This is a genomic window from Variovorax sp. SG517, from assembly GCF_013376045.1.
Taxonomy (GTDB): domain Bacteria; phylum Pseudomonadota; class Gammaproteobacteria; order Burkholderiales; family Burkholderiaceae_C; genus Variovorax.
Genome location: NZ_JABMJG010000003.1, coordinates 259,169 through 280,842 on the forward strand (window position 1 = coordinate 259,169; position 21,674 = coordinate 280,842).

3 protein-coding genes are annotated in these 21,674 nt (G+C 70.0%); all 3 read left to right on the forward strand.

Annotated elements, in window-relative coordinates:
* The first annotated feature begins 487 nt into the window (after positions 1–487).
* The 3 genes from FHT32_RS10700 to FHT32_RS10710 are packed head-to-tail and all read left to right on the forward strand — an operon-like array spanning position 488 to position 21,599.
* Positions 488–1,915: an MFS transporter gene (locus tag FHT32_RS10700; protein WP_176664605.1), complete on the forward strand. Its 1,428-nt coding sequence runs from the start codon at positions 488–490 to the stop codon at positions 1,913–1,915.
* Positions 1,912–18,045, forward strand: a complete 16,134-nt coding sequence (locus tag FHT32_RS10705; protein ID WP_176664606.1) for a non-ribosomal peptide synthetase — start codon at positions 1,912–1,914, stop codon at positions 18,043–18,045. The genes FHT32_RS10700 and FHT32_RS10705 overlap by 4 nt, the downstream gene beginning before the upstream one ends.
* Positions 18,042–21,599 carry a non-ribosomal peptide synthetase gene (locus tag FHT32_RS10710; RefSeq protein WP_176664607.1) on the forward strand — a complete coding sequence of 1,186 codons (3,558 nt, stop codon included), beginning with the start codon at positions 18,042–18,044 and terminating at the stop codon, positions 21,597–21,599. Before FHT32_RS10705 ends, FHT32_RS10710 begins: the two co-directional genes overlap by 4 nt.
* Positions 21,600–21,674: the final 75 nt, after the last annotated feature.

Consider the following 21,674-nt stretch of genomic DNA (forward strand, 5'->3'; position numbering starts at 1 on the left):
GCCTCTTTCGATTCTTCCTGAATTGAAATTGTCCGTGAGGCGGCGGTGCCCCGGATTTGCCATTTCCATCGAAAATAAGCTATTAGTTATATCCGGATCGAGCCGAATATGAATAGCTTGCGGCGACCTGAACACCGCAGCGATGACATGGTGTTTCATTTTCGATTTGACTCGGGCGCCATCTTCGGTTTACACCCGGTGTTTCGACGGGCATCGCAGTGCCGATCGCGTCGATGCAATGCGCTGGAACAGAACAGATTTTCGTAATTCGGGGCTCCTGCCAATTCCGAAGTTCTCGTCTTTGCGCGTCAACAAATTTAAATGATGCGTCATTTGTGCAGCCTGCCAATTACAGTGCTGCAGCGCGGAATAATCGTGCATCGCCTCGCGGCTTTGCCGCGAAAAAAATCCATCCCGCCGCCCGCAGAATTCGCGCTTTTTTCTTCTTTCACCAGTTGACAGCGCGGGCTCCCGGGGAGCGCCCGTTATGCAGGAAACGACCGTGGAAGCCGCTGCGCCCCCGACCCGTGACGACCCGGCCAGGCCGCCGCCGCTGCCACTGCCGCTGCAATTGGGCCGGCGGGGCGCGCGATCGACGTTCGCGCTCCTCTGGCTGAGCGAAACCGCTTTCGATCTCGGCACCACGCTGGTCAGCTTCGCCGTGGGGGTCTGGATCTTCTCGCGCACGGGCTCGGCGCAGGACTACTCGTTCTCGGTGCTGGCCGCCGCGCTGGCGGCGATGCTGGTCACGCCCTTCGCCGGCGCGCTTGCCGACCGCCACGACCGGCGCTGGGTGGTGCTGTCGTGCGACATCGCCGCCATTGCCTGCACCTTCGCGATCGTGATGGCGCTGCTGTCGGGCCGGCTCGGCGTCGGCGCGCTGTATGTCTACGCCGCGGTCGCGGCGGCGGCGGGTGCGCTTCGCCGACCCTCGATCCGGGTGGCGGTCAGCCTCTTCGTGCCCAAGGACCGCTTCGCGCAGGCCGGCGGGCTGACCGGCATCTCTCGCGCGCTGGTGCAGATCGGCGCGCCCGCCGCGGCCGGCTTCCTGATGGCGCGAACGGGCGGCCTGCAGGGCGTGATGGCGACACAGCTGTGCCTGCTGCTGGCCGCGGCCGCGCTGGTGTTCGCGGCACTGACCCGCGCCGGGGCGCAGGTGCGCGGCGGGCAGCGCGCCTCCGGCGGTGATTCCGTGCGCGACGCCTCGTTGTGGCGCAGCGCAAGCACGAGCTTCGCCGGCGCACTCGCCTACCTGCGCGAGCAGCCGCTGATGCGCGCGCTGCTCGGCTACGGCGCGCTGGTGCAGTGCCTGATGGTGCTGGCCACCGCCATGGTGACGCCGCTGGTGCTGTCCACGCATTCCAGCGGCGTGCTGGGACTCGTGATGTCGGTGGGCATCGTCGGCGGCCTGCTCGGCTCGATCCTGGTCGCCACCGCGCGGCTTCGGCACGGGCTCATGCAATGGGTGCTGGCATGCGACGCGCTGCAGTGCGCCGCCGTGCTCGTGGCGGGATGCGTGACCACGCCGGCCCTGTGGTGCGCCGCGGCCTTCGTCTGCCTGTTCTGCGGCAGCACCTCGGTCGCGTGTTCGCACGCACTGTGGATGCGCAAGGCGCCGGCGGGCCGGCAGGGCAGCGTGTTCGCCCTGATCGCCGCATCCAACATGCTGGTGATGTGCGTGGTGCTGCTGGCCGGCGGCTGGCTCGCCGATGCGGTGCTGGAACCGGCGCTGCGCCAGGGCGGCTCGCTCGCCGATACGGCGGTGGGCGTGTGGTTCGGCACCGGGCCGGGCCGTGGCATCGGCCTGCTGTTCTTCGCGACCGGCGCGGCGGGCCTCGCGCTGACCGTCTTCGCGCTCTTCCATCGGCGCCTGCGCCGGCTGGAAGCGCTGGTACCGGATGGTGGCGAATCGTGAGCGGCCAGATCCTTCACGCCCTGAGCTCGCCCCAGCAGGCCGTCTGGCTCGACCAGTCGCTGGCGCCCGACCTGCCTTGCCACAACATCGGCGTGGCGGCCAGCCTCGAAGGGCCCATCGACCTCGACCGGCTGGAAGCCGCGATACGTGCCGTCGTGGCGCGCCACCAGGCGCTGCGCATCGTGCTCGAGCGCGGCGGCAACGGCGAGGCCATGCAGCGCTTCGCCGCGCCCGATGACCACGTCCTCGCCGGCACGGCATTGCAGCGCTTCGATTTCAGCGGCGATGCCGATCCGGAAGCAGGCGCCCGGGCGCACCTGCGCGCAGCCTTCCTCGCTCCCTTTGATCTGCATGGCCAGCGACTTTGGCGCATGCAATGGCTGCGGGTCGCGCCCCAACGCGGCTACTGGCTGGTCTGTTTCCATCACCTCATCGCGGATGGATGGTCGGTCTCGCTGACCGGCAATGCCATCGCCGAGGCCTACAACCGGCTCGGGCGCGGCGAGGCCGCCGTCGAAGAGGGAAATGAGGAAGGGGATGGGGACGGGGGCGACGGCTATGCCGGCTTCATCCGCCAGGACGCCGAATACCAGGCCTCGCCGCGCTACGCCCGCGACCGCGCCTTCTGGCTGCGGCGCCATGCACGACTTGCGCAGCCGCTGTTCGAGGAAGCGCCTGCGCGGCGCCTCCATGCGGGCCGAAGCAGGGTCGAGCAGGCCGTCTGGCAGCTGGAGCGCGCGGATCACGATCGCCTGACCGGTGTGGCCGAGGCGCAGGGCGCATCGAGCACGCATTTCCTCGCCGCGCTGCTGGCGGTGTACTTCGCGCGCCTGCACGGCCGCGAACGCGGCGAGGGCAACGAAGTCGTCATCGGCATGCCGGTGCACAACCGCACGACCGCGGCGCAAAGGCGCATGCCGGGCATGTTCTCGGGCGCAATTCCGGTCGGCATCGCGGTCGATACGCGGGAGACATTCGCGCAGACCCTGCGCCGCGTCGCGGGCGAGCTGAAGCAGTGCTACCGCCACCAGCGCTATCCGCTGGCCGACCTGCACCGCGAGCTGCTGGCCGGTGTTGGCGAACGGCGGGGCCTGTTCGACATCTCCCTGTCGATCGAAAGCTTCCAGGGCGACATCGGGCTCGAAGGCATCCGCAGCACGGTGCTCCCGCTGCACAACGGCCACGAGCGCCAGCCGCTCGCGGTCTACGTGCGCGACTACGAGCAGGGGCGACCGGTGCATATCGAGTTCAACCACGACCCGGCTGCGTTCTCCGCGCGGGAGATGGCCGTGCACCTTCGGCGGCTGAAGGTGCTGGCGCGTGCCGCGACCGATGCGCCGGACACGCCCGTGGGTGACCTGCCGCTGATGGACGAGGCCGAGCACCAGCTTGTGGTGCACGGCTTCAACCGGCCGCTGCTCGACACCGGCGCGCCCTCGTTGATCCATGCGCTGTTCGAGCGGCAGGCCCAGCGCGATCCCGATGCCATCGCGGTCCAGTTCGAAGGCACGCGGCTGAGCTACGGCGGACTCGACCGCCGCGCCAATCAACTGGCTCACCATCTGCGCGAGCTGGGCGTCGGCCCCGACGCGCTCGTCGCGATCTGCATGGAGCGCGGGCCCGGCGTGGTGATGGCCATCCTGGCCACGCTCAAGGCCGGCGGTGCTTATGTGCCGCTGGACCCGGTGCACCCCGACGAGCGCCTCGCCCACATGCTGCGCGACAGCGCGCCGGTGGCGCTGATCGGCGACGGCGCTGCGCTGGATCGGTTGCCGGCGTCCGCTTCATGCCAGCGCATACGCCTCGACCGGCCATGGGAAGAAGCGCCCTGGGCCAACGCGCCCACCGGCAATCCACGGGTCGAGGGCCTCGCGCCATCGCACCTGGCCTATGTGATCTACACCTCCGGCTCCACCGGCCTGCCCAAGGGCGTGATGGTCGAGCATGCGCAGGTCGGCCGACTGTTCGCTGCCACGCGCGGCTGGTTCGATCTCGGCCGCGACGACGTCTGGACCCTGTTCCATTCCTTCGCCTTCGACTTCTCGGTCTGGGAGTTGTGGGGCGCGCTGATCCATGGCGGCCGGCTGGTCGTCGTGCCGCATGCGGTCAGCCGCGCGCCGGAGGAATTCCATCGCCTGGTGTGCGAGCAGGGCGTGACCGTGCTCAACCAGACGCCCAGCGCGTTCCGCCAGTTCGCCGCCGCATGCCGGGCCGCGGCGAAGGCGCTGCCGGCGCACGCGCTTCGGCATGTGATCCTCGGCGGCGAGGCGCTGGAGACGGCCGCGCTCGAACCCTGGTTCTCGCAGGAGGGCAACCGGCGCGCACGCCTGGTCAACATGTACGGCATCACCGAGACGACAGTGCACGTCACCTGCCGCGTGCTCGGCCCGGACGATGCCGGGCGCACCGGCGCAAGCCCGATCGGCACGCGCATTCCCGACCTGTGCCTGTACGTGCTCGACGCGCGCGGCCGGCCGCTGCCGGTGGGCTGCGCGGGCGAGATCCACGTCGGCGGCGCGGGCGTGGCGCGCGGCTACCTGCGGCGGCCCGAACTCGATGCGCAGCGTTTCGTGCCCGACCCGTTCAGCGAGGTGCCGGGCGCGCGCATGTACCGCAGCGGCGACATGGCCCGCCTGCTCGCCGACGGCAGCCTCGAATACCTCGGCCGCAACGACCAGCAGGTCAAGATCCGCGGCTTCCGCATCGAGCCGGGCGAGGTCGAGGCACGGCTGATGCGACTCGGCGGCGTCGCCGACGCGGCGGTGATCGTGCGCGAGGACCTGCCGGGTGACCGGCGCCTGGTCGCCTACCTCGTGTTCGCCGACGCCAGGGCCGGCGGCGCCTTCGACCCTTCCGGCGCCCGGGCCGCGCTCGGCAGGAACCTGCCCGACTACATGGTCCCGTCAACGTATGTGCCACTGGACTCACTGCCGCTGACGCCCAACGGCAAGCTCGACCGCAAGGCACTGCCCGCGCCCGAGCTTCAGGCCTGGCCCCGGCGGCGCGAGCACGAGCCGCCGCAGGGCGCGGTCGAACAGGCGCTGGCAAGGCTGTGGGCCGAAGTGCTTGGCATCGGGCAGGTAGGGCGCGGCGACAACTTCTTCGAGCTCGGCGGGCATTCGATGCTCGCGGTGCGGCTGGTCGAGCGCATGCAGCGCGAGGGGCTGGAGGTCGACATCCGCCAGCTCTTCACCGAGCCGACGCTGGGTGCACTCGCGGCCAGCGTGGAGCGGAATGGGCAGCCCGCCGCATCGATGCCCGTGCCGCCCAATGCGATTCCCGCGCAATGCGAGCGCATCACGCCGCGGATGCTTCCGCTCGCGAGCCTGACGCAGGCGCAGATCGACCTGATCGCCGCCGGCGTTCCGGGTGGCATGCGCAACATCCAGGACATCTATCCGCTCGCGCCCCTGCAGGAAGGCATCCTGTTCCACCACCTGCTGCAGGGCGAAGGGAAAGGGCAGGGCGATGCCTATGTGCTGCCCGCGCTGCTGCGCTTCCACGATCGTGCGCGGCTCGACCAGTTCGCGGCCGCGCTGCAGCAGGTGATCGCGCGCCACGACATCCTGCGCACCGCCGTGCAGTGGGAGGGGCTGGACACGCCCGTGCAGGTGGTCTGGCGCAACGCCTCGCTGGCGCTGCAGGAACAGCATTTCGACCCGGCCAATGGCGACGTGCAGGCGCAGCTGCAGGCCCATGCCGATGCACGGACCGTGCGCCTGGACCTGCGCCGCGCGCCGATGCTGCAGGCCCATGCGGCCTTCGACCCGGTGTCGCGCCGCTGGCTGCTGCAGCTGCTGCATCACCACCTGACGCTGGACCACACCACCACCGAGCTGATCCTGCACGAGGTGGTAGCGCTGCTGCAGGGGCGCGGCGAAAGTCTTGCCGCGCCGGTACCGTTCCGCGACTTCGTGGCGCGCTCGCGCCAGGGCGTGAGCGAGGCCGAACACGAGGCCTTCTTCGGCGCGATGCTCGGCGACGTGGACGAGCCGACGGCGCCCTTCGGCCTGCTCGACGTGCAGGGCGACTGCTCGCAGGTAGAGCAGGCGAAGTCGATGTTGCCGCCAGCCCTGTCGTCTCAGCTGCGCGCACTCGCCATGCGCCACGGCGTGAGCACCGCCAGCATGTTCCACCTGGCCTGGGCGCGCGTACTGTCTGTTTGCAGTGGCCGCGACGACGTGGTGTTCGGCACGGTGTTGTTCGGGCGCATGCAGGGCGGAGCCGGCATCGACCGCGCGATGGGCATGTTCATCAACACGCTGCCGGTGCGCATCAGGCTTGGCGGGCGAGCTGCGGCGCAGGGGCTGCACGAAACCCATGCGGCTCTGAGCGAGTTGCTTCGCCACGAGCACGCATCGCTCACGCTGGCGCAGCGCTGCAGCGGCCTGGCGCCGAACACACCGGTCTTCTCGGCGCTGCTCAACTACAGGCACAGCCGTAGCGACAGCTTTTCCGGCGAAGGCGAGATCGAGATCGCCGAAGGCATGCACTACGTCGGCGGCCGCGATCTCACCAACTATCCGTTCAGCCTGTACGTCGACGACCTGGGCGGGGATTTCGTGCTTACCGCCGAGATTCATGTCTCGGTGTCCGCGCAACGCGTGTGCGGGCTCGTGGAGCAGGCGCTTCGGGCTCTTGCGCAGGCCCTGGAAGAAGAGCCTGGCAGGGCGCTGTCGGCGCTCGATGTCCTGCCGGCCGAGGAGCGTCAGCGTGTTCTTCATGGCTTCAACGACACGCGTCGCGCGTACGACCCGGCTGCCTTGGTACACGAGGCCTTCGAGCGGCAGGAGGCAGTGCACCCCGAGCGCATCGCCGTGGAGTTCGATGGCGCACAGCTGAGCTACCGCGCGCTCAACGAGCAGGCCAACCGGCTTGCGCGGCATCTGCGCGGACTTGGCGTCGGGCCCGATGTCCGTGTTGCCATCTGCGCCGAGCGCAGCTTCGCGATGGTGGTCGCGATCCTCGCCACGCTCAAGGCAGGCGGAGCGTGCGTGCCGTTGGACCCGGCGTATCCGGCCGAGCGCTTGAGCCACATGCTGCGAGACAGTGCGGCGGCGGTCGTGCTGGGCCAGCAAGCCTCGATCGAAGGGCTCGCACCGCAGGTGGCAGCGGTCCCGCTCGATGAAAAGGACGAAGCCTGGCCCGAAGCCTCCGCCGACAACCTGCAGGTCGAAGGGCTCGCGGCATCGCATCTGGCCTACGTGATCTACACATCCGGCTCCACGGGCGAGCCCAAAGGCGTGGCGATGCCACATCGCGGGCTGGCCAACCTGCTGGAGTGGCAGCGAGAGCAGTTGCCCGAGCCCGCTCGCACGCTGCAGTTCGCGGCGCTGGGCTTCGATGTCGCCTTCCAGGAGATCTTCTCGACGCTGGCCGGTGGCGGCACGCTGGTGCTGGTGCGCGAAGAACTGCGCCAGGATCTTCCCGCGTTGGCCGAGTGGCTGGCGCAGGAATCGGTCGAGCGGCTGTTCCTGCCTTACATCGCGCTGCACAACCTCTGCGAGCTTTGGTCGCAGCGCAGTGCGCCGCTGCCAATGCTGAGGGACGTGATCACCGCGGGCGAGCAGTTGCGCATCACGCCGGCAATCCGCCGGATGTTCGCTCGGCATCCGCAGGCAAGGCTGCACAACCACTACGGACCGACCGAGACGCATGTAGTCACCACGCAGACCCTGAGCGGCGCACCCGAGCAATGGGAAGACCTGCCGCCGATCGGCCGACCCGTCGGCAACGGCCGCGTCTACGTGCTCGATGCCGAGAGAAATCCGGTGCCGGCAGGTGTGGTGGGGGAGTTGTATCTGGGCGGCGTTCAGGTCGCACGGGGCTATCTGTCGCAGCCGCATCTCAACGAAGCGCGCTTCCTGCCCGATCCGTTCGACGGCCGGGAAGGCTCTCGCATGTACCGCAGCGGCGACCTCGGCCGCTGGCGTGCCGACGGCAGCATCGAATACCTGGGGCGCAACGACCATCAGGTGAAGCTGCGGGGCTATCGCGTCGAGCTTGGGGAAATCGAAGCGCAGCTTGCGAAGCTCGACGGCGTCAGAGAGGCGGCCGTGATCGCTCGTGAAGATCTGCCGGGCGACAAGCGGCTGGTCGCTTATCTCGTCCTGGCCGGCGCATTGGACGCATCATCACTGCGCAGATCCTTGCGCGAACGCCTGCCGGACTACATGGTCCCCTCGGCCTACGTTTCACTCGACGCACTGCCGCTGACCCCCAACGGCAAGCTCGACCGCAAGGCGCTACCCGCACCCGAAGGCCACAGCCAGCGCACATACGAGGCACCGCAGGGCGAAGTCGAACAAGCCCTCGCCGACATCTGGTCAGAGCTTCTCGGCATCCAGCAGATCGGATGCGACGACGATTTCTTCGAACTCGGCGGCCATTCGCTGCTGGCCATCCGGTTGCTCGAACAGCTGCGCCGGCGCGGCTGGTCCACCGACATCCGCTCGCTCTTCGCGCACCCGAAGCTGCACGCATTCGCCACCACGATCCGGCGCGAAGAGGACGCGGCAACGGTTCCGCCCAACCTGATCCCGCCGGATTGCCTGGTCATCGAGCCCGAGATGCTGACGCTGGCCCGGCTCGACGCCGCAGCGATCTCGCGGATCGTGCAGGCCACGCCGGGCGGCGCGGCCAACATCCAGGACATCTACCCGCTCGCGCCGCTGCAGCAGGGCATCCTGTTCCATCATCTGCTGGAGCGCGACACCGACACCTACGTGCTGCCGACGCTGCTCGAGTTCGACAGCAGGCCGCGCATGGACAGCTTCGTCGCGGCGCTGTCGCGCGTGATCGAGCGCCACGACATCCTGCGCACGGCGGTCCACTGGGAAGGCCTTTCGGAGCCCGTGCAGGTGGTGTGGCGGCGCGTCGCATTCGTGCCCGAGGAATTGACGCTGGCCGCGGGCACCAATCCTGCGCAGCAGCGCCTGCGCGAGCATCCGCGGGTGCGCGGCCTGCGCATCGACGTGCGCCGCGCGCCCATGCTGAATGGCTTCGCCGCCCGCGACGAAGCCAGCGGGCGTTGGCTGCTGCAGCTGTCTTATCACCACCTCGTGATGGACCACACCGCGCTGGAGCTGCTGGTGGAGGAAATCGAGGCCGTCGAACGCGGCGATGCCGCCCGGCTGCCCGCGCCGGTACCGTTCCGCGACTTCGTGGCGCGCTCGCGCCAGGGCGTGAGCGAAGCCGAACACGAGGCCTTCTTCGGCGCGATGCTCGGCGACGTGGGAGAGCCGACGGCGCCCTTCGGCCTGCTCGATGTGCAGGGCGATGGATCGCGGGTCGATCAGGCGAAGTCGATGTTGCCGCCAGCTCTGTCGTCTCAGCTGCGCGCACTCGCCATGCGCCACGGCGTGAGCACCGCCAGCCTGTTCCACCTGGCCTGGGCGCGCGTACTGTCTGTGTGCAGCGGCCGCGACGACGTGGTGTTCGGCACGGTGTTATTCGGACGCATGCAGGGCGGGCCGGGCATCGACCGCGCGATGGGCATGTTCATCAACACGCTGCCGGTGCGCATTGCGATGGGCGAGCGAAGTGCGGTACAGGGGTTGCGCGAGACGCACGCAGCGTTGACCGCGCTGCTTCGCCACGAGCATGCGTCGCTCACCCTGGCCCAACGCTGCAGCGCGATGCCGGCGCACGTGCCGCTGTTCTCGGCGCTGCTCAACTACAGGCATGGCCATTTCTCGCGTACCGATGTGCTCTACGGCGTGCGCCTGCTCGACGTGCGAGACCGTACCAACTACCCGTTCGGCCTGCACGTGGACGACGACGGCAGCGGCTTCGGGTTGACGGTGCAGGTCGATGCCTCGGTATCGGCGCAGCGCATTGCGCAGTTCGTGCAGCAGTCGCTGCAATCGCTCTCGCAGGCTCTGGAAGAGGACCCGGACAGGGCGCTGATGGCGCTCGACGTGCTGCCCGCCGGGGAACGCCGGCGTGTGGTCCATGACTTCAACGACACGCATCGTGCCTATGACACGGCAGCCTTGGTGCACGAGGCCTTCGAGCGGCAAGCGGTGGCGCATCCCGAGCGCATCGCCGTGGAGTTCGACGGCGCGCAGCTGAGCTACCGCGCGCTCAATGAACAGGCCAACCGGCTTGCGCGGCATCTGCGCGGAATTGGCGTCGGGCCCGATGTCCGCGTCGCCATCTGTGCCGAGCGCAGCTTCGCGATGGTGGTCGCGATTCTTGCCACGCTCAAGGCCGGCGGCGCATGCGTGCCGCTGGACCCGGCGTATCCGGACGAGCGCTTGATCCACATGCTGCGAGACAGCGCGGCGATGGTCGTGCTGGGCCAGCAAGCCTCGATCGAACGGCTCGCGCCGGAGATGGCAGCGGTCCCGCTCGATGAAACAGACGAAGCCTGGGCCGAAGCCTCCGCCGGCAACCTGCAGGTCGAAGGGCTCGCGGCATCGCATCTGGCTTATGTGATCTACACATCCGGCTCCACGGGCGAACCCAAGGGCGTGGCGATGTCTCATCGCGGGCTGGCCAACCTGCTGGAGTGGCAGAGAGAGCAGTTGCCCGAACCCGCGCGTACCCTGCAGTTCGCGGCGCTGGGCTTCGATGTCGCCTTCCAGGAGATCTTCTCGACGCTGGCCAGCGGCGGCACGCTGGTGTTGCTGCGCGAAGAACTGCGCCAGGATCTTCCCGCGTTGGCCGAGTGGCTGGCGCAGGAGTCGGTCGAGCGGCTGTTCCTGCCCTACATCGCCCTTCACAACCTCTGCGAGCTGTGGTCGCAGCGCAGTGCGCCGCTGCCGATGCTGAGGGACGTGATCACCGCGGGCGAGCAGTTGCGCATTACGCCGGCAATCCGCCGGATGTTCGCCCGGCATCCGCAGGCAAGACTGCACAACCACTACGGTCCGACCGAGACGCATGTGGTCAGCACGCACACGCTGAGTGGCCTTCCTGAAAAGTGGAAGGACCTGCCGCCGATCGGCAAGCCGGTCGGCAACAGCCGCATCCATGTGCTCGACGCGCAGCGCAATCCGGTGCCGGTGGGTGTCGTGGGTGAGCTGTACCTGGCCGGAGCCCAGGTGGCTCGCGGCTATCTGTCGCAGCCTGAACTGAGCGCCGAACGATTCGTGCCCGATTCGTTCGGTTCCACAGGCGCGCTCATGTATCGCAGCGGCGACCTCGGCCGCTGGCGTGCCGACGGCAGCATCGAGTACCTGGGGCGCAACGACCATCAGGTGAAGCTGCGGGGCTATCGCGTCGAGCTTGGGGAGATCGAAGCGCAGCTTGCGAAGCTCGACGGTGTCAGAGAGGCGGCGGTGATCGCTCGTGAAGATCAGCCGGGCGACAAGCGGCTGGTCGCCTATCTCGTCCTGGCCGGCGCATTGGACACATCGTCACTGCGCAGTTCCTTGCGCGAACGCTTGCCGGACTACATGGTCCCTTCAGCCTATGTCGCACTCGACGCATTGCCGCAGACCCCCAATGGCAAGCTCGACCGAAGGGCGCTGCCCGCACCCGAAGGCCACAGCCAACGCACGTATGAAGCACCGCAGGGCGAAGTCGAACAGACCCTTGCCGATATCTGGTCAGAGCTTCTCGGCATCCAGCAGATCGGCCGCGACGACGATTTCTTCGAGCTCGGCGGCCATTCCCTGCTGGCCATCCGGCTCATCTCCCGGATCCGCGACCGCCTCGACGCCGAACTCCCGCTCGCCACGCTGTTCGCCCGGCCGCGCCTTGCCGCGCTCGCCGATGCCGTAGCCGAAGCAAGCCCCGGCGCGCTGGGTGTGATCGGGCCCGCCGACCGCAGCCGCCCGCTGCCTTTGTCCCCGGCGCAGCAGCGCCTGTGGTTCATCTCCGGCGTCGATGCGCAGGCCAGCGTCGCGTATCACATCGCCGGTGCATTGCGCCTGCGCGGCGAACTCGATCGTGCGGCCCTGCGCGCCGCTCTGGACCACGTCGTGGCCCGGCACGAGGTGCTTCGCACGCGCTTCGTCGAAACGGACGGCCAGCCCTGGCAGCACATCGATCCGCCGCGCGGCTTCCAGCTGCATGAGCAGGACGCGGGCTCTTCGGACGCGAAGCGCATCGAAGCGCTGTGCCGCGAAGCCGCATCGGAACCCTTCGATCTTGCGGCCGGCCCGCCGATCCGCGGCCGCCTGTTGCGCATCGCTGCGCAGGAGCACGTGCTCGTGGTCTCCATGCACCACATCGTCTCCGACGGCTGGTCGCTGGGCGTGCTGATGCGCGAGTTCGCAGCCGCCTACAGCGCGCTGCGCGAAGGGCACGAGCCTCGCCTGCCCAGGCTGGCGATCCAGTACGCCGACCATGCCGCGTGGCTGCACACCCACCTGCAGGGCGCGGCGCCACAGTCCCGGCTGCAGGATTGGGCCGGGCACCTGCGCGACGCACCGGCGTTGGTCGAGCTGCCGCATGACCGCCCGCGGCCCGCGCTGCAGGACTATCGCGGCGCGAGCATCGAGGCCGGCATCGATGCCGAAACCACGCAGGCCCTGCGCGCGCTCGCCCAGCGGCACGGCGCGACCTTGTACATGGTCGTGCTGGCAGCCTGGGCCGCCGTGGTGTCGCGCTACGGCGGCCAGCGCCAGGTGGTGATCGGCAGTTCGCACGCCGGCCGCGGCCGCGTGGAAGTCGAGCCGCTGATCGGCTGCTTCATCAACACGCAAGCAATGAAGATCGCGCTGGACGGCAGCCCGAGCGTTGCCGACTTGCTGAAGCAGGTGCGCGAGACGGCATTGCAGGCGCAGGCTCGCCAGGACGTGCCCTTCGAGCGCCTCGTCGAGCTGCTGAACCCGCCGCGCTCGATGGCCCATCACCCGGTGTTCCAGCTGATGCTGGCCTGGCACAACACGCCGCCCATCGCGCTGGAACTCGCGGGACTGGAAGTCGAGCGGGTCGAAAGCCTGCCGGCTGGAGCGCAGTTCGATCTGGCGCTGGATCTGCAGGAAGAGGGCGGCCGCATCGCCGGCAAGCTCAACTACGCCACGGCGCTATTCGACGAGGCGACGGTGCGCCGGCACTGGCAAGCGCTGCTGGCGATGCTGCGCGGCATGACCCAAGGCGATGCGGGCCGGCCGGTCGATCGCATCGCGCTGCTCGACGATGCGGAGCGCCACCGCCTGCTGCACGTCTTCTCCGAAAGCGCGCCTGCATTGCCCGCGCACGCTTTCGCCCATGCCGCCTTCGAGCAGCAGGCCGCGCTGCGGCCACAGGCCATCGCACTCGAACACGACGATGAACGACTGAGCTATGCCGAACTCGACCAGCGCGCCAACCGGCTCGCGCACCACCTGCGCCGCCTGGGCTCCGGCGCCGGGGACCGCGTCGCGCTGTGCCTGCCGCGCGGCTTCGACCTGATCGTCGCGGTGCTGGGCACGCTCAAGGCAGGGGCCGCTTATGTGCCGCTCGACCCCTCGTACCCCGACCAGCGGCTGGCCTGGCAGCTGGAAGACTGCGCACCGGCGGTGCTGCTGACGCATTCCACCTTGCGCATGCGCCTGCATCCACCGTCGCGCTGCACGACGATTGAGCTCGACGCGCACCCACTGCCGGCAGGCGAGCCCATGGAATCGCCCGACCTGCCCGGCGACGGCGCGCACCTGGCCTACGTGATCTACACCTCCGGTTCCACGGGCACGCCCAAGGGCGTGATGGTCGAGCACCGGCAGCTCTCCCACCAGATCGCGGCGCTGCAGGCGCTCTACGGCTTCGGCGCGCAGGACAGGGTGCTGCAGTTCTCCGGCCTGAGCTTCGACGTCGCGGGCGAGGAGATCTTCGGCGCGCTCAGCCATGGCGCGACGCTGGTGCTGCGCACCGACGAGTGGCTCGCCGAGCCCGCGCGCTGGTGCGAGCTGTGCGCCGACCACCGACTCAGCGTGGCCAATCTGCCGACGCTGTTCTGGCAGCGGCTGGCGCTGTCGAGCGAAGCCGTGTTTGCGCCGTCGCTGCGCCAGATCGTGATCGGCGGCGACACAGTCGGCGCGGCTGCGCTCGAGGCCTGGTGGCGGCGCGAGGGCCACCGCCCGGCGCTGGCCAATGCCTACGGGCCGACGGAAACCACGATCAACGCGACTGTCGCGCGTTGTCGCGCCGGGGATTCGCCGCTGGACATCGGTCGCCCGGTCGCCAACGCGCGCATCTATCTGCTCGATGCGCATGGCGAGCCGGTGCCGGTCGGCGCTGTCGGCGAAATCTGGATCGGCGGAGCGGGCGTGGCGCGCGGCTACCTGCATCGCCCCGAACTGACCGCGCAGCGCTTCGCGCCCGATCCGTTCGCGCCAGCTTGCGCGGGCACATCGCCGCGCATGTACCGCAGCGGCGACATCGGCCGCTGGCGCGCCGATGGTTCCATCGAGTTCCTCGGCCGCGACGACCGGCAGCTGAAGATCCGCGGCTTCCGCATCGAGCCCGGCGAGGTCGAGGCGGAGCTGATGCGCATCGATGGCATCCGCGAAGCGGCGGTGATCGCCACGCTGGAGCACAACGAGGAAAGACGCCTGCTGGCCTACGTGGCCGTCGACCCCGCCGGACCGCAGCCCGACCCGGCGCAGCTGCGTGCACGCCTGGCGGAGCGCCTGCCCGAATACATGCTCCCCGCCGCCTTCGTGCCGCTCGACGCGCTGCCGCTGAACGCCAACGGCAAACTCGACCGCGCCACGCTGCCCGCGCCCGACGATGAGGCCCATGCACGGCGCGGCTACCGACCACCCGAGGGCGAACACGAGCAGGCGCTGGCGCTGATATGGGAATCGCTGCTCGGTGTGGCGCGCATCGGCCGTGACGATGGCTTCTTCGAGCTCGGCGGCCATTCGCTGCTGGCGGTGCGCATGGTTTCGCAGCTGCGCCAGCGCTTTGGCGTCGAGCTGGCGCTGACGACGGTGTTCGCGCGGCCGCGGCTCGCGGAGCTCGCCGCCGAGGTGGCGCGCGCGGCGCCCGACGGGGCCGACCCGATCGTCTCCCTGGAGCGCGGCGCGCTGCTGCCGCTCTCGCACTCGCAGCAGCGCCTCTGGTACGTGACGCGCATCGACGCGCAGGCCGGCGCGGCCTACCACCTGCCCGCCGCGCTGCGGCTGCGCGGCGTGCTCGACCGCGTCGCGCTGCAGCGCGCACTGGACCGGATCGTCGAGAGGCACGAGTCGCTGCGCGCGCGCTTCGTCGTGGTCGACGGCCAGCCGCGCCAGCGCATCGAAGAGGCGCAATCCGTGGCGCTGAGCCTGCAGGAGATTGAGGGGGTCGACGCGCTCGACGAGCTCGGCGACAGCGCCCTGCGCGCGCTGTGCCTGGCCGAGGCCGCCGCGCCCTTCGACCTGGAGCGCGAGCCGCCGCTGCGCGTGCGCCTGCTGCGGCTGGCCGCGGACGAGCACGTGCTGCTGCTCACGATGCATCACATCGTCTGCGACGGCTGGTCGCTGGCGGTGCTGGCGCACGAGTTCTCGGTGCTGTACGGCGCGTTCAGCCGTGGCGAACCCGATCCGCTGCCGGCGCTGCCGGTGCGGTATGGCGACTACGTCGCCTGGCAGCGGCGGCGCCTGCAGGGCGGGGCCGCGCAGGCGCAGCTGCGCTACTGGGTAGACCGCCTGCGCGACGCGCCGCCGCTGATCGGCCTGGCCACCGACAGGCCGCGCCCGCCGCAGCAGGACTATCGCGGCGCCAGCATCGAGGTCGGCCTCGACGAGGCGCTGACGCGCGAACTGGGCGCGCTGGCACGGCGCCACGGCGTCACCGTCTACATGGTGGTGCTCGCGGCGTGGGCGGCGGTGTTGGCGCGCCTGGGCGGCCAGCCGCGCGTGGTGCTCGGCAGCGCCGTCGCCGGACGCGACCGGGCCGAGCTCGAGCCGTTGATTGGCTTCTTCGTCAACGCACAGGCCCTGCGCTTCGACATCGACGAGGGCCTCGACGTGAGCGGCCTGCTGCAGCAGGCGCGACAGGTCGCGCTGGAGGCCCAGCAGCACCGCGACGTGCCCTTCGAGCAGGTGGTCGAGGCGCTGAACCCGCAGCGCTCCAGCGCCTACAACCCCGTCTACCAGGTCCGGCTGGCCTGGCAGAACACGCCGCGCGCGCGACTGGCGCTGGAGGGGCTGGCGTTCGACAACCTCGCGAGCCACGCGGGCAGCGCGCAGTTCGATCTCTCGCTCGACCTGGAGCCGACCGGCGAGCGCATCGAAGGCCAGGTCAACTACGCGACCGCGCTGTACGACGAGGCCACGGTGCGGCGCCACTGGCATGCGCTGGTGGCGATGCTGCGAGGCATGGTGGCCGATGCCGCCGTGCCAGTGGACCGCATCGGCCTGATGGCACCGCAGCAACGCGAGCAGGCGCTGCACGGCTTCAATGCCGCAGCCGGTGAAGTCGATGAAGGCGGCGAAGGCGAGCTGCTGCACCGCCTCTTCGAGCTGCAGGCCGCAAGCCAGCCCGGCACGCTGGCGCTTGCGTGCGAAGACGAAGCGCTGGACTACGCCACGCTCAACGCCCGCGCCAACCGCATCGCCTACCACCTGCGCGGCCTTGGGTTGCGCCCCGACGACCGCGTCGCGCTGTGCCTTGAGCGCAGCGTGGATCTGGGCGTGGCGCTCATGGCCACGCTCAAGGCAGGCGGCGCCTGCGTGCCACTGGACCCGGTGCATCCCGACGACCGCCTCGCCCACATGCTGCGCGACAGTGCGCCAGTGGCGGTGCTGACGCAGTCTCGCCTGCTGGCGCACCTGGCGGTGCCCGAAGGATGCGCGGTGCTGCTGCTCGATGGCGCCACATCGCCATGGACGGACGAGCCCGCGCACGATCCCGATCCGGAAGCGGTGGGGCTGACCCCGGCGCACCTGGCCTACGTGATCTACACCTCGGGTTCGACCGGCGAGCCCAAGGGCGTGATGGTCGAGCACCGCAACGTGACCAACTTCCTGCACGGGATGGAGCAACGCATCCACGGCACGGCACCCGACTGCCGGCGCGTGGCATGGAACTCGTCCTTCGGCTTCGACATGGCCGTGAAGGCCTGGGGCCAGCTGGCCTTCGGCCGCAGCGTGTTCCTGCTGCCCGAGCGCACCCGCCTCGATGCGCAGGCGCTGCTCGACTTCCTGGAGCGCCATGCCATCGAGGCGATGGAGTGCACGCCCTCGCACCTGCGCATGCTGCGCTCGGCCGGCTTTCCGCAGCGGCGCGCCACATCGCTGCGCAAGCTGCTGCTGGGCGGCGAGGCGCTCGACGCCGACACCTGGCAAGGCCTTGCCGAAGCGGGCACGGTGCAGTTCCACAACATGTACGGCCCGACCGAGTGCAGCGTGGACGCCACCTGCGGGCCAGTCGCAGGCGCGGTGCCGCACATCGGCCGGCCGATGCCGGGCGCGCGCGTCTACCTGCTCGATGCGCATGGCGAACCGGTGCCCATCGGCGTCGCGGGCGAGATCCACATCGGCGGCGCTGGCGTCGCGCGGGGCTACCTCGGGCGACCGGAGCTCACGGCGGAGCGCTTCCTGCCCGATCCGTTCGCATCCGAGAGCGGCGCGCGCATGTACAGGACCGGCGACCTGGGTCGCTGGCGTGCCGACGGGAGCATCGAATATCTCGGCCGCAACGACCATCAGGTGAAGATCCGCGGCTACCGCATCGAGCCTGGCGAAATCGAGGCAAGGCTCGCGCGGCTGGACAACGTGCGCGAGGCCGCGGTGGTGGCCGATGCGAGCCAGCCCGGCGAGCCCAGGCTGATCGCCTACCTGCTGGCGGAGCAGGGCGCGGCGCCGGAGCCTTCCGCGCTGCGGGCGCAGCTCGGCGCACAGCTGCCCGACTACATGCTGCCCGCCGCCTACGTCGTGCTCCCGGCCTGGCCGCTCAACGCCAACGGCAAGCTCGACCGCAAGGCGCTGCCGATGCCCGACGACAGCGGCATCGCGCGCCGGACCTACGCCGCGCCGCAGGCCGGCATCGAGACCCGGCTGGCGGCGCTGTGGAGCGAACTGCTCGGGGTGGCGCAGGTCGGCCGCCACGACAACTTCTTCGAGCTCGGCGGGCATTCGGCGCTCGCGATTCAGCTGATCCACGCCATGGGCGAGCAGCAGCTGCAGGTCGACGTGCAGATGGTGTTCAACGCCGCGACGCTGGCCGAGCTTGCCGCGGCCACCGTGCAGATGGAGGAGATCGTCCTGTGAACCACCAGACAGCGACCCCGGCCGAGTTGCTCGACGCGCTGGCCTCGCGCGGCCTCTCGCTGCGCCTGGACGGCGAGCGCCTGGCGCTGCAGGGCGATGCGCGGCTGCTCGCCGATTCGGCACTGGTGCAGGCCCTGCGCGAGCGCAAGGCGGAGCTGATCGCGCTGCTGCGCGAGGGCCGGCGTGCCGATCCGCTCGACTACCGCATCGACTACCGCATCGAAGAGAAGGCCGAGACGATCACGCCGCAGATGCTGCCGCTGCTCGGGCTCGCGCTTGGGCAGGACCAGATCGACCGCCTGGTGGCGAAGGTGCCCGGCGGTGTGCGCAACGTGCAGGACATCTATCCGCTCGCGCCGCTGCAGGAGGGCATCCTGTTCCATCACCGCCTGCACCGCGAGAGCGAGGATGGGGGCGACGCCTACGTCATGCCGACGCTGCTGCGCTTCGACAGCCGCCAGCGGCTGGAGGCGTTCGTGCAGGCCCTGCGCGAGGTGATTTCGCGCCACGACATCCTGCGCACCAGCGTGCACTGGGAGGAACTGCAGCAGCCCGTGCAGCTGGTGCAGCGCGAGGCAGGTCTGGAGATCGCGATGCTGGCTCCTGCGCCAGTCGAAGAGGCGCGCGAACGCCTGGGCGCGCTGGCCGATCCGCGCCGCTGCCGCCTCGACGTGCGGCGCGCCCCGATGCTGCGCGGCCACGCCATCGAGGAAGAGGGCAGCGGACGCTGGCTGCTGCAGCTGCTGCATCACCACCTGATCCTCGACCACACGGCCTCGCAGCTTCTGGTGAGCGAGGTCCTGCTGATCCTGCAGGGGCGCCGCGCCGAATTGCCGGCGCCGGTGCCGTTCCGGCACTTCGTCGCGCAGGCGCGGCAGGGCGGGGCGGAAGCGGGCCATGAAGCCTATTTCCGCCGCGTGCTGGGCGACGTGGATGCCACCACCGCGCCCTTCGGGCTGGACGAGGTGCGCGGCGACGGCAGCGGCGTGCTGCAGTCGCGCGGCGAGCTGGAGCCCGGGCTCGCGCGGCGCCTGCGCGAACAGGCGCGGCTGCGCGGCGTGGGCGCGGCCGGCGTGTTCCACCTGGCGTGGGCGCTGGTGCTGGCGTGTTGCAGCGCCCGCGACGACGTGGTGTTCGGCACGGTGCTGTTCGGCCGCCTGCAGGCCGGCGCGGAGGCGACGCGGGCGATGGGCATGTTCCTCAACACGCTGCCGCTGCGCGTGCGCATCGACGGCGAAGCCGACGCTGCACTGCGCCGCGTGCACGCGGATCTTGCCGAGCTGCTGCGCCACGAACACGCCTCGCTGAGCCTCGCGCGGCGCTGCAGCGGGCTGCCGGCCGATGCGCCGCTCTTCACCAGCCTGCTCAACTACCGCTACAGCCCCCGCCAGGACGAAGACGGCATCACGGGCGTGCCGGGCATCGAATCGCTCGGCGGCCACGACCGCACCAACTATCCCTTCGTGCTGCACGTGGACGATCATGGCGACGGCTTCGGCATCACCGCCGAGATCGACCGCTGCGTCGATGCACGGCGAATCCGCGGCTTCGTCGAAAAGGCGCTGCGTTCGCTGGTCGATGCGCTGGAAGCCAGGTCCGGGTTGTCGCTGCGGCGCATCGATGTGCTGCCGGAAGACGAGCGCCGGCGGGTGATGAGCGACTTCAACGCCACCGACGCCGACCATCCGCGCGGCCTGCTGCTGCACCAGCTGTTCGAACGCCAGGCCGCGAAGCGCCCCGATGCGACCGCCCTGGTGTTCGAGGGCCGCAGCCTCAGCTACGCCGAGCTCGATGCACGAGCCAACCGGCTGGCGCGGCGACTGCGTGCGCTGGGCGTGGTGCCTGACGCGCGCATCGGCATCTTCATGCAGCGCAGCGAGATGCTGGTGGTGGCGTTGCTGGCGGTGCTCAAGGCCGGGGGCGCGTACCTGCCGCTCGATCCATCGCATCCGCCGCAACGGCTGCTGGAGATGATCGAAGAAGCCGGTCCGGTAGCCGTGCTCGCCGACGCCGAACTCGCGCCGATGCTGTCGGCCACGGTGCGCACGCTGCCGGTGGATCGCGACGATCTCCTGGAGGCGTTCGCAGGCACCACGCCCGGCACAGGCCTCCACGAAAACAATCTCGCCTACGTGATCTACACCTCCGGCTCCACCGGCCGTCCCAAGGGCGTGATGAACGAGCACCGGGGTATCGTCAACCGCCTGCACTGGATGCAGCAGGCCTACGCGCTGACGCCGGACGACGTGGTGCTGCAGAAGACGCCGCTGGGCTTCGACGTGTCGGTGTGGGAGTTCTTCTGGCCGCTGATGGCCGGCGCGCGGCTGGTGCTGGCCAGGCCCGACGGGCACAGGGACCCCGCCTACCTCTGCGAGCTGATCCGCGCGAGCGGCGTGACCACGCTGCACTTCGTGCCCTCGATGCTGCAGCTCTTCCTTGCGCGGCTCGATGACGTCGGCGATGTGGCCGCCTGCAAGAGCCTGCGGCGCGTGGTCTGCAGCGGCGAGGCACTCTCCGCCGGGCTCGCGCGCCGGTGCCGCGAGCGCCTGCCGCATGCGCGTCTTCACAACCTCTACGGCCCCACCGAGGCGGCGGTGGACGTGAGCGCCTGGACCTGCGGCAGCGACGACGGCGACTCGGTGCCGATCGGCAGGCCGGTCGCCAACACCCGCCTGTACCTGCTCGACGACGCATTGCGCCCGGTGCCGATCGGCGTTGCGGGCGAGCTCTACATCGGCGGCGTGCAGGTGGCGCGCGGCTACCTGAACCAGCCGGAGCTGACGGCGCAGCGCTTCATTGCCGACTCCTTCGGCGGGAGTGGCCGGCTCTACCGCACGGGCGACCTCGGCCGCTGGCGTGCCGATGGCGCGATCGAATACCTGGGCCGGTGCGATTTCCAGATCAAGCTGCGCGGGCAACGCATCGAACCCGGCGAGATCGAGGCGCGATTGCGCGCGATCGACGGCGTCACCGACGCCGTGGTGCTCGCGCGCGAGGACCGGTCGGGCACGCCGTCGCTCGTCGCTTACGTGGTGCCGGCCTCGCCAGATGAAGCATTGGAGCCCGCGCGGCTGCGCGGCCTGCTCGCCGAGCACCTGCCCGAACACATGCTGCCCGCCGCCTACGTGTGCCTCGCCGCGCTGCCGCTAGGCGCCAACGGCAAGCTCGACCGCAAGGCGCTGCCGGCGCCGGACGGCGAAGCCTTCGACCGCCGCGCCTTCGTGCCTCCGCAGGGCGAGGTGGAACAGGCCCTGGCGGAGATCTGGTCGCGGCTGCTCGGCGTGGAGCGCATCGGCCGGCACGACAGCTTCTTCGCGCTCGGCGGGCATTCGCTGCTGGCGGTGCAGATGCTGGAGCAACTGCGCAGGCGCGGCTGGGCCATCGACGTGCGCGCGGTCTTCGACCGGCCGGGGCTGGCCGCGATGGCCGCCGCCGTGCGCACCGCGCCGGACGCGGGCGAGATCCATGTGCCGCACAACGCCATCCCGGCGCACTTCGCACAGCAGCAGGCGGAGTGGGAAACCGAATCGGAAACCGAGGAGTTCAGACTGTGAATCTGGAAGTCGCGAGCACGCAATCGATGGACGCGCCGGCCCTGATCGGCCTGCTCGAAGAACGCCGGGTCCTGG